Source organism: Neolewinella persica DSM 23188 (assembly GCF_000373105.1).
Classification (GTDB): domain Bacteria; phylum Bacteroidota; class Bacteroidia; order Chitinophagales; family Saprospiraceae; genus Neolewinella; species Neolewinella persica.
The window spans coordinates 101,013-112,571 of the sequence record NZ_KB890429.1; the positions used below are offsets into that span (position 1 = coordinate 101,013).

Below are 11,559 nucleotides of genomic sequence, written 5' to 3' on the forward strand. Positions count from 1 at the left end.
ATTTTGGATTGGTTGAAAAATGCCAAATCCTAAACTCAATAAAAACTGCGGCTCAGGCCGAGAAACATATTTTTACACTGTTTTATAACCCAAAATCGTCCTTATAAATTGGCGTTCATCCCGAACAAATCGTTTTCCCTATGAAGAATTTTACTCCAGTGTGTAGATCGCTATTCCTAGCGGTCTTCCTGCTCTTATCTTTTGGCTCCAAGGCCCAAACACTATGTGGCCTTGATCCTAACATCATTTCGGTTACTGTTGAAAATACCTGTTCTGATGCAGGTGTTGCTCAGAACCCTTATGTTACCATAGATTTTAACGTCGGATCCATCAATGGTCCGGTTAATCTCTCTCTGGAATCAATATTCTTTGGTAACATCACCCTGGGTATGCTAACCGTTGATGCGGTAGCGAACTTCGGTATCGTTACTTTCGAACTCCCAGGGTTTGTTTTACCATCCGGAGGAAACTTCGTTCGCCTTTTAGGGGTGACTGAGTTGTCACCTGGTGGATGCGAACAGACCTTTAGTATTGGGCAAGTCCAAAGTAACTTTTACGACCTGACTACGCTTTCTCAACTGAGCATTACTACGGACAATACACGGACCATCGACCCTCCTTGTATGAATGTCCCTACCGGTAAGGCCAGTATTCGCGTTGCCATTAATGGTGGAACCTACGCCAACAATCGCTTTAGCGTAAGGTTGGAGCCTTACAGCCCAACAGCCTTTGTTTCTGTGATTCCTCCGGGAACCTTCCCGAACCCTAACATGCCGAACACCGGTTATTACCTTATTGAATCTAACCAGTCGTTGGTTTCAGGAACGTACACCTTCCTGATTTTTGACAATCAGACGGGTTGTGAAGTTGCCTATGATGTCGAAGTAGGTGACCCGGCAGCAGAATTCATGGTTGAAGGTAGCACAACGCCCGTTACCTGTTTCGGAGATTCCGATGGTACCATTACTGTTGATGTTGACGATGCCGATCCGAACATCAATGGTGTTTTGAGCTACATCATTACGCAAAACGGCCAATTCGTTCGCAACGGTACGCTTACCGCTAATAACATGGGCTACCAGCCGCAGACCGAATCCGGCCTCACTTCAGGTCTTTACCTAATCACCCTTACCGCCCAGAACGGCGGATGTATGGACGATCAGACCGTATTTATTGGGTCGCCTGCTGAAATCGTAGCGACTGGCGTGGTTGCGCCAACAATTTGTGCAGATGCTTCGCTCTTCGACCTTAATATCGCCTCCATCACTGGTATCAGCGCAGGTTCTAACTACCGCCTGATCGATGGTTCTAATTTTGATAACAACGTAACTAACAACGGTTGTTGGACGCGCCCAACCTCTGGCCGTAGTTCGCTCTCTACTGGTGCTAATGGCGACGGTTCTTACACCTTCACTCTTGGGACCTCCGGAATTGGTTTCTGCCGGTCTATTGATCAGGACACCACGGTGGCGATTGTACTGGAAATTCAGAACGGTTCCACAGGCTGTGTAAACCTGTTCCCCTTCACGCTCCAGATCGATGCACAACCTGATACCACGGAGACCAGCCATTCTGCCATGGCAGGAAGCGGCGAAATCACTGGCGGTTTTTACTGCTCTGGGCAGGACATCAACCTCGAAATTGCTGATTACGACGCTGCTTTCACCTACGACATTGCTTACACCAGCGTAATGGATGTAACCGGAGACGGCGCTTTCGCAGCTACCATGTTTAACTACACTGGTACGGGTAGTGTAGTTGGCAGCTTCAATAACGCTACCAACAGTGCAAAAACAATCGACTTTACGGTAACAAAAGAGAGCAATGCCACCGGCTGTGTATCTGTAGTAGAGAATTTCTCCCTTATGGTGCGCCCGCTACCAGTTGTTGATCCTATCCTTAACGATGAGGTCATCGTCTGTTCCGGAGAAGAGTTCGAATCTGACGACATTACCCTTAACGGTGACGGCGGCAACGCAAATGTTCGTTTCAATTACAACTGGACCTTCGGCCCGGAACTGACGATTGCCGGAGCTATTTCAGGAACAGATAACGAAAGTGATGATTCGGTAGTGGCTACTTTCACCAATACCAGCGGTATGGCCCAGGTCGCTACGCTGACAATCACACCTACCTTCCCGCAAACCTCTCCTGCCGTTGGCGGAGGACAATTGGACAACACCTGTGAAGGTGAGTCACGTACAATCACCGTTACGGTCTCTCCTCGTCCAACCCTTTCTTATGACTTAAACATCGGCGGACTTTCCACTACTCTGACGGGTGGCGATGTAGAAGCCTACGAAATTTGTAACGGAGACGACTTCCAGTTGAATAACCTCATGATTCCGGAAGACCACGCAGGCAACAAAGCCAAGTACGTTCGTTACCGTGTATTTGGTGACGCTCGCTTCCTTCAGATCGACCAGGGAGGCCCTTACGAACTTGGCGATGTGCAAACAACGCAGTTCCTTCCGATTGACAATTTCGCCATCGGCCAGACGAATATTCAGAACAACCACCCTGCTAATAATGCTCAGGTGGCTCAGATCGTCCTGACGCCTTACTTTGAAGATGAAGTAGGTGGTCCCGACTTCCCGCTTTGTCGTGGAGAAGCGATTCGCATATTCCTGACTTTGAACCCAACCGCTCCAGCACTTATTTCGCCTCAGACGGATGTCGTTTGTAGCGACGAGCGTATTGAATACAGGATCAATGGAGCTTCCGGTTCCGGAATGAATCTGGAAACCCGGATTACCCAAACGAATGTATTCTCAGGAGTAACTGACGCTTTCTACGTAGTTCCGGAAGGAGCCAACCGAATTGAGAACTTCAGCTTTAACCTTACTGGCGCCAATGGCGGCGGTACTACGCCTACTGCCACTACCGGCCGCTCCGGAGGCCTTGGGGCCATTGTAAGCGGTGGACTTGATGAAAACGAACTGCTTCCTGGGGACACCATCCGCATTCGTAAGGGATTAGCGGGTGCTGCTAACAACACTAACGGTGCTGGTGGCGATGCCACTTTGCTTACTGTTACTGCGGGTACTAGTCGTAGCATGATTTCAGCCGGCGACCTGCTTTACACCTTCGTTGCTGCCGGTGGCGGCGGTGCAGGTAATGGCGAAAATGGGCGTAATGCCCGCACCTTTACTATGGACATGGCCGCTAACGGCATGCAGGGCCAGGGGCCTGGTGGTTTTGGTGGAACAGGGACACCCACCTCCTTAGGTGGAGCCGGTAACGTAAACGGCGGCGGCGGTGGCGGCGGTCACGTTGGCGGTAATGGGGGTAACAGTCAGTCTGGTCAATCAGGCCAGGGTGGTGCTTCCTTCCGTAGCCCAGCTAACGATCTCGCAACCTTCGCTTTGAAAACAACCGACGGCGCAGCCGAAGGCGAGGCCAGCATCTTCTACACCGTAGTATATGATGATATTCGTTTCTCTCTGGCGCAGCCCGTTGATGTACCTGCGGGTCTTACCAGTGTAGGTGAAGTGATTGTTGACGGTGAAGTGGATACAATCCTCTACGGCCAGCAATTCGTGAATATGACGGATACGGCCATCAATGTAACTTACCTCTTCAATACAACTACCGAAGCAAACTGTAACGGTGGTCAGGTAGAGGTGATCATTACCGTTGAGCCTGTACCGACGGCGAGCATCGTAAGTGATGGAACTATCGTTACTGGTGATGCGATCAACGGTTTCGAAGCTACGGTTTGTAGCGGAGATCCAATTAATGCTCTACTGCAATCAATGACGATTCCTTCTAATGGAGTCGGTGACCTGAGGTTCATGGTGGATGTGACCACTACTGATGCCAATATTCAGGGAAATAACACGGGCAGAGCAAGCAGTGGCAACTTTGACAGTTTCTACTCTGGAGATGACCTCGATATTCCGTTCTTCGAAAACCGGGTACGTAATAATAACGGCGTTGAGGGAACCATTGTCTACACCATAACTCCGGTTATTGAAGATCATGGTTCTATTATGCCAACAAACATGAGTCAGCCAAGTATTAACTACTGTTTTGGCGAACCATTCACCTTCACGGTAACGGTAGAGCCTGGCTTTACGCCGGACCTCAACCCAGCTCAATTTGATGTTTGTTCTGGGGAAAACCTCGGTGCAGCACCGTTTGATCTGGAAGCCGATCAGGCTGATGACGTCAACGTTGCCTTTAGCTCAATTCGCCTGGTAGGCTACCGTATTAGCTCAATGGATCCTAATTTCACTGCGGTTTCAGTAGTGGATACCACGGGGCTTGCTAATGGTGGTGTTATCCTCACGCAGGCAGGTAACTACTTCGAGAATGATACCTACCGGAACCTTACCGGTGCCGGTGTAACCGTAGAGTATGATATTCAGCTCATTTCTGATGCCGGTTGTGAAAGCGATGTCATTACCTACGACTTCCTGATCCGCGCAGAGCCGGTTATTTCCACAGCGAATACTGCGGTAACCGTTTGTGAAGGAGAAGCTACCGGGCTGAGAACCTTCCCTGCGCCGAATTCGGCCTTCAATTCTACCTGGACTAATACCAGTAACGTAACCTTTACCTACGATCTCGATCCGGGTAATCTGATCTACCTCGGCAATGTCAACTACCCGGTTGGCGGCGCAGGTGTTGGTGCGTTCCGTTTCCAGAACGATGCGTTTGAAAACCCAACCAGTATTCCGCAAACTGCGACTTACACCGTATTCGCCACCACGCGCTTCGGTTGCGTCGGTGCTCCGGTAACCTACACGGTAACGGTACTACCTGATCCGGAACTGACTGCTGATGTTGTTGCGGGCGGAGTGGCTGAAACGCTGACGCCGCAAGATGACGCGTACATCTATGAATTGTGTAGTGGTGACGACTTCAGCCTGGGCGGGCTCGACTTTACGTCTATCGGTATACCCGGACGTGCAGAGTACGTGGAGTTCTCCTTCTTCAGTAATGGAGGGTCAAACTTCTTTAACATCCCTAACGGAACGGAACTCGTCGATGCTTCTGGTTTCCTGATCGGAGCACAGAACGTAACTAACACCACCAACACTCCTTACTTTGCGTTTATCACGCTTACGCCTTACCTGGAAAGCGATACCAATAATCCAAGTACTGCGGGGGAATGTATTGGGGACGAGATTCAGATCACTGTTCTCTTAAACCCTGAAGTGACGGCCAACGGCCCTGGTGGCGTTCCTACTCCTCAGGAGATTAACATCTGTAGTGACGAACCAATTAGTTCGGCAATTCTTAGTGGATCCAATTCAATCTTATCATTTGTTCGTGGCAGCCATGACTTTGCAACTGATACAGATTTTGTTTTCCCGGACAATGCGAACAGTGTAAACCTGCTGCAATTTGAGCTAAGCTCTGCCAACGGTGGTGGTGCTTCTCAAAATGGTACTATGGGCGCACTGGGTGCTGAAGTCGATGGTGTTTTCAACTTCATTGGTGGCATCGTACAACCAGGAGATACACTGCGTGCAATCCTCGGTCAGCCTGGTGCTGATGGTGTAATGGCCGGTGCTGGTGGCGGAGGTACAAGCCTTTCCATTATTGGAGGCCCTAATAGTATGAACGAAGGTGGAGTTATCGGCCAGGTAGTCGTCGGTGGCGGCGCTGGCGCTGGCTCACTTAACAGTGCGGTTAATAACCTAACCATCTCCAATAGCGGAACATCAAGCAATGGCCTTTCTGGCGCTGGCCCTGGCGGTAACGGCGGTAGCGGCGCTCCAACATTTGCTGGCGGTGCCGGTAACAACAACGGCGGCGGCGGCGGCGGCGGCTGGATCGGCGGTGACGGCGGCAGTAGTACAAACGGTATTGCGGGTACTTCCGGTGCTTCCTACCAATCTAACAACAACTTCTCCAATAGCATTGGTCTGAAAGATGTTAGCGATGACGCCGCAGGCTCTGCTTCTATTACCTTCCTAATCGCTTACGACGACGTTCGCTTTACGGTAGTTGATAAAGAAGTACCAGCGCTGCTTGACGCTTCTGGTGCACAGTTGGGTGTTGGCGATTCTGGCCTGGATACTCTACTGTACGGAGAAACCTTTGTGAACAACGAAGACACGGCCCAGGTCGTGACTTATACCCTGTCCACCAGCACTGAGGCTGGTTGTCCAGGAACAGAGGTGATCATAAACGTAACCGTAGAACCTAACCCAACGATCATGCTGGCCAGCAGTGGCACGATGATCTCCGAGGACAGTAACGGTAACTACAGCGCTGAGATTTGTAGCGGTGACAGCCTTTCAGCTATCCTCTCTTCTATGACCATCCCATCAACGGGTGTGGGTTCTGTACGCGCTAATGTTGTCGACGTTACAACTGGACCAGACATCAGTTTCAACACCTCCAATGGTGCCCGCGCCAGCGGACCCAATGGCAACTTTGGCGGAACTAACTCCCCTGCGCAGGACGATATCTTCTTCTTCGAAAGGAGAATTCGTAACAACGGTACAGAAGCACAGAATGTAGTTTACACGGTTGTGCCTCGTATTGTACGTCAAGGTGCAGCCAACTGCTTTGGTGATACCCTCCGCCTGACGGTAACCGTTTACCCCGAATTTGTTGGTGTGGATGATGCTCCCGCTCAGGTCAGCCTCTGTTCCAATGTATCCCTCGATGACAGTGGATTCGACATCGATGCTACCCAGACGATCACGAACATGATCGCCTACGATTCGATCATCATCGATACGGTATACAACGACGTTGCTCTTGTTAACGCTGCGAATTTCGAAACAATCTCTTCTGTATACAGTGGTACGCCAGTAACGGTACGTCGCTCAGAAGGCTTCTTCGGTATGGATACTTACCGTAACCGCACTGGTGGAGGTGCAATCGTGACTTACGAAGTTCGTCTCGTCTCCGGCCCCGGCTGTTTCAGCGAAACGATTACTTATAACTTCCGCTACACGGCGGAGCCGGTGATTTCTTTGGTCGAAACCAACTCTTACCAGCTTGATACTGTGATCTGTAATCTGGACAATACCGGTCTGGTGGTTAACCCTGCACCGAACAGTGCCTGGGGAACTTCTTTTGCTGATTTCAACAACAACGTTGATCTCGAATTTGAAGCTGTTATCCCAATGGGTGTCATCCTGACCAATGGTACTTACCCTGCCACTGGAAGCCGTACGTTGATGGCTAATGATGTACTGGAGAACACGACGGATGCACCACTTGACGTAGTGTACACCGTTTCACCCTTCAATAACGGTTGTGCCGGTGACCCCGTAACCTATACAGTAACCGTTAATCCTAATCCTGATGCAACGGTTCAGCTGACCTCTCTGGACAGCACTGCTACCTTCAGCCTCGAGAACAGCCGCGCATTCCTGAACCCGAACCCTGCCTTCGGCATGTGTTCTGGCCAGGCGCTGACCACCACGGTTCCTGCCGCAGCTACTGCTGCAAACGGCACCCTGATGGCTGCAATGACCATTTCGGTTGATGATGACGGCCTTTCAGGTTACACCGTAGGTACCACGATGGTCTTCCCCGCTAGCGAACTAGGCGATAGCCTTAGCTACGCTGCCGGTGAGATCATGAACTTAAGCGCAGGTGCCCAGTTCTTTACCGTCCGTTACACTACTTACTTTGAAGCTAACGGAACTGTAAATAACCAGAACGACGGTGTTGACTGTGGATCTGATGGCACAGTCGAGTTCGATGTAGTTGTTAGTCCCGCAAATATTGCCCGTGTTGACGTTCGGGTAACTAACGATGCAATAACTGATCCAATCCCTACTGGTTTGGACACACTTTGTAGCGGTGAGCTCTTCGACCTTGCCGTACGCACTGCTTCCTCAATTGCTAACGATCCTGACCTGCCTGCTATTGATAGCTTCATCGTTCAAGTTGACGCTACCGGTTTGACCGCCGGTGCAGGTACAGAAGACGGTGAATTTACCGTAGCTGCTCCGTTCGAGAATCCGGCCTTCTACTTTACGCGCCTGGATGATCTGTCGTTCACGAACTCAACTGCTGGAATCAAAACAGTTACCTACATCGCTACACCTTACAGTGCTGGTTGTGCCGGTATACCTGATACCACCACGATCAGCTTCCGCCCGGAAGTCGATCTGGAACTGAACGAAATGGTGCTTTGTGCTCAAACGGGTGTAGGGACTTCTATCTTCCCCATTGACGCCAACGAGCAAATTTTGACGATGGTTAATGCTGATTACCGTTGGGAATACGCTGGTGGTACTGCAAGTGGCTTTGCGTTGACACGGTCTAATGGGAACAACCCTACGTTCGTAGGCGATCCCGTCCTACAGGCTGGAACGATCGTTTATAATAACGAGCAGGCGCTCATTATCACCCCATCTGGCACCTTCATGCCGGGAGTTGTGAACTTTGAGGTTACCTACGATAACCTGACTAATGGCAACTGCGGTTCGGTAACCGAAATAATCAGCCTCAACTTCTCTACAGAAGCTAACTCAGGAACACTTGATCCTTTGCTTGGTGTACAGTGTGATGGTGTCAACTTCCTGTTGACCAATGCGCTCCTTGGTGAAACTGAAGGCGGTGTCTTCACAGACGCAAACGGTGCTCCGCTTGCAGGTGGCGCTAACTACACACCGATGATCGGTGGATCTGATCCTATGCCAGTAGCGGTAGAGTTTACCTACACCGTCGGTGGTGGAAACTCTGGTTGTGCTGTTGTCTCTACTACTTTCTCCGTCATGGTTGAGCCCGCTCCGAACGCAGGTTCTTACGTAGGTACTCCCGGTGAAGCTTGCCAGAGTGCAGTAGCATTCAACTTGTTTGACTTGTTGACTGATGCAATGCCTGGTGGCGTCTTTACTCAAACGGCGGGAATCGACTTCATTGCCGTTGGTAGTGATGGCATTTTCAACCAGGGAAGTGCAACGCCTGGTACCTACACCTACGATTACGAAGTAACCAGCGCGAACGGTTGCGGCAGCGATGTGGTCAGTGGCATTTCGGTCGAAGTAGTCAGCTTGGTTGACTGTTCAACCGCGGTTCCTTGTGACACCATCAACCTGCTACCCGGCTTTAACGTAATCAGCTTTACGGCCTTGCCCGAGGATGCATCGGTGGAAAACATCTTTGCGGACGATATCGCTGTCAATAACCTGCTCTCCATCTTCGCCATTAATCCAATTACTGGCACTCCCGGATCCTACAACTACAACCCTGTATTCGGTACGACAAGTAATACTGTTGGACCAATCCTCGATGGATTCGGTTACATCGTTGAGGTAGACCAGGCTACGACAATTATCACTTGTGGAATTGCTGCAGATACGAGCTTGCGGGTAGAATTGATCAATGGTTTGAACATTGTCGGTTACACTAAGCCTGAGGTTCAAACGGCCATCAATTACTTCAGTACGCTGATTGGAGCTGGTGACCTGAATCAGGTTCGTACCGTTACCGAAGCCGGTAACTTCGAACTTTTACGCTTCAATCCGCTGGATGGTAACAACATCCTCATGAATGCCAGCCAGGGTTATCTCCTCGATGTGACTGCGGACTATGCCCCGGGAACCTGGAGAGACCGTGAGCAGATGCCGACGTCTAATTTTGATCGCCTCTTCGGCTATACGAATGTTGGCAGCGAATATGAAGGACAATTCGTTCGTCTTCAGGATGCCGCTGGTAACGTCTATGGTAAGTTTGCCGTAGGTCAGGATGGAACGTACGACAACGTAATCCTCTTCGGTGATCTTACCGAAACTACGGATATGGTAGAAGGCTTCGCCTACGGCGAAGAGATTTTTGCCGAATTCCGTGGTGAGGTAATTGCCACTGGTGTTACCTTTGATGGCGCGTGGAACCTCCGCCAGATGAATCTGAACTTCAACGCTGCTAATTCTGTACAAGAACCAAGCGTCGTTGATGAATTCAGCATGAAAGTATTCCCGAACCCAACCGAAGGCCTGACGAAAGTCAATCTCGAGTTGGATCAGGATTACAAAATGGTCCGGGTAGAAGTTTACGGCCTGCTCGGTCAGGTGGTTGCTGAGCGTGAGCTCTCCAACCAGTTGAAAGGACAGCTTACCGTCGACCTTCAACTCCATCAGTTACCGGCCGGTGCCTACGTAGTACGTGTGCTGACCAATGATGGCGTTAAAGGGCACACGCAGATTATCCGCAAGTAGGATAATTATAATTGAATCCTAAACACTGGGGAAGACCGGGTTTTCCGGTCTTCCCCAAATTTAAATCCCAAAAAATGATAAAGTATTTATCACGCTTAGTTGCTCTGTTTCTTGTTTTGCCCGGCTTTGCCCTAATTGCCCAGCCTGCTGATTTTGCTTTTCCTGCCGGTTGCGTGCAGGCATCTCCCCTTGGCGGAGAAGGTACGCTCTTTAGAGTCTCGGCTAGAATTGATGGTGTGAACGCACAACAAGGTGGAGGGGATTATATTGCTGTTTTTAATGGTAACGGTGACGTCATCGGTGTCTCAGCTTTGTCAGTCGGTTTTGGTGCCAACCCTTCGATAGCAAACCTGTATCTAAGAACTAATGCAGGGGGTAATAACTGCCCTACTTACAATGAGGCACCCAGCCTTACGGTGAAATTGTATGACGCCACTGCAGACGGAATTCTTATTGCCCCGAACTCTTTCTTTCAGGCGTCCGTTTTCGGAGGCGAAATAGTGGGACCCGATGGAGATGCATCACTTCGTGACCTCTTCGACTTCCTTGCTGCTTCTCTCCCCGTTGCTCTGGCCGAATTTACGGCCACCGCTAACGATGGTGCAGTGAAACTCGACTGGTCTACCGCGACGGAATCAAACAACAGTTACTTCGAAATACAGCGTTCGGCTGACCCCGCCACTGGATTCGAAAAGATTGGTGTCGTTGACGGTAACGAGACTACAACCAGTACGTCGAATTACGACTTTACCGACCTGAACCCAGGTGAAGGCACGGTGTACTACCGCCTGAACCAGGTGGATGTGACGGGAACCTCAGCTTACAGCCCGATCGTAGTGGTCGAGTTGGAAGTTTCCGCCAACCGTGAAGTTGCCGTTTTCCCTAATCCTACTGCTTCTGGCAGCCGGCTTACTGTCCAATTGAATGGCCCATGGACCAATGGAGGTGCCGATATTCAGTTATTAGATGCTGCCGGCCGCAAAGTGGCCGATTGGAACGGACTGAGCAATGGCAGCCTTAATACTGCTTTGCCCGTTCTTCGTTCGGGAGTCTACCAACTGGTAGTTACCGACGGTGGAGAACGCCGCATTACGCGTGTAGTAGTACGCTAGTACCTGCACAATTGATTTTACGCAAACATGAGTCATCCCGAATTTTGGCGATGACAAAAAATTAGGCCTTTTGTGTATTTTCGAGGAGTTCTCACACTTCAAGAAAAACTCAAAAGGCCTATGTTTTTAAAGTTACTGCAAGATAAAGCAACTACTCCAATAAAGCGAAAAGCAGGTCCATTTCTCCTTCGTCAAGTAGATCGTTACACCCGTCAGATAAGGGTAGATTTGGATGCTGCTATTGATAAGCGACTGGTGGGGACTTTTTTCAACCTATTCGTCATCATTCTTATGTTTCGTGAGCGACG

General features: G+C 50.1%; 2 protein-coding genes and 1 pseudogene. All 3 read left to right on the forward strand.

Annotated features, from left to right (window positions below; all coding sequences use genetic code 11):
- The first annotated feature begins 140 nt into the window (after positions 1-140).
- On the forward strand, positions 141-10,139 hold the full coding sequence (locus B036_RS34430; protein ID WP_020568970.1) for a PKD-like domain-containing protein: 9,999 nt from the start codon (positions 141-143) through the stop codon (positions 10,137-10,139).
- Between the two features lie 74 nt (positions 10,140-10,213).
- The gene (locus tag B036_RS32020) at positions 10,214-11,251 is read left to right on the forward strand and encodes a T9SS type A sorting domain-containing protein (RefSeq protein ID WP_052333953.1); all 1,038 of its coding nucleotides are present in this window, start codon (positions 10,214-10,216) and stop codon (positions 11,249-11,251) included.
- Between the two features lie 120 nt (positions 11,252-11,371).
- Positions 11,372-11,559 (forward strand): annotated as a pseudogene (locus tag B036_RS34110) (transposase); the annotation flags it as partial.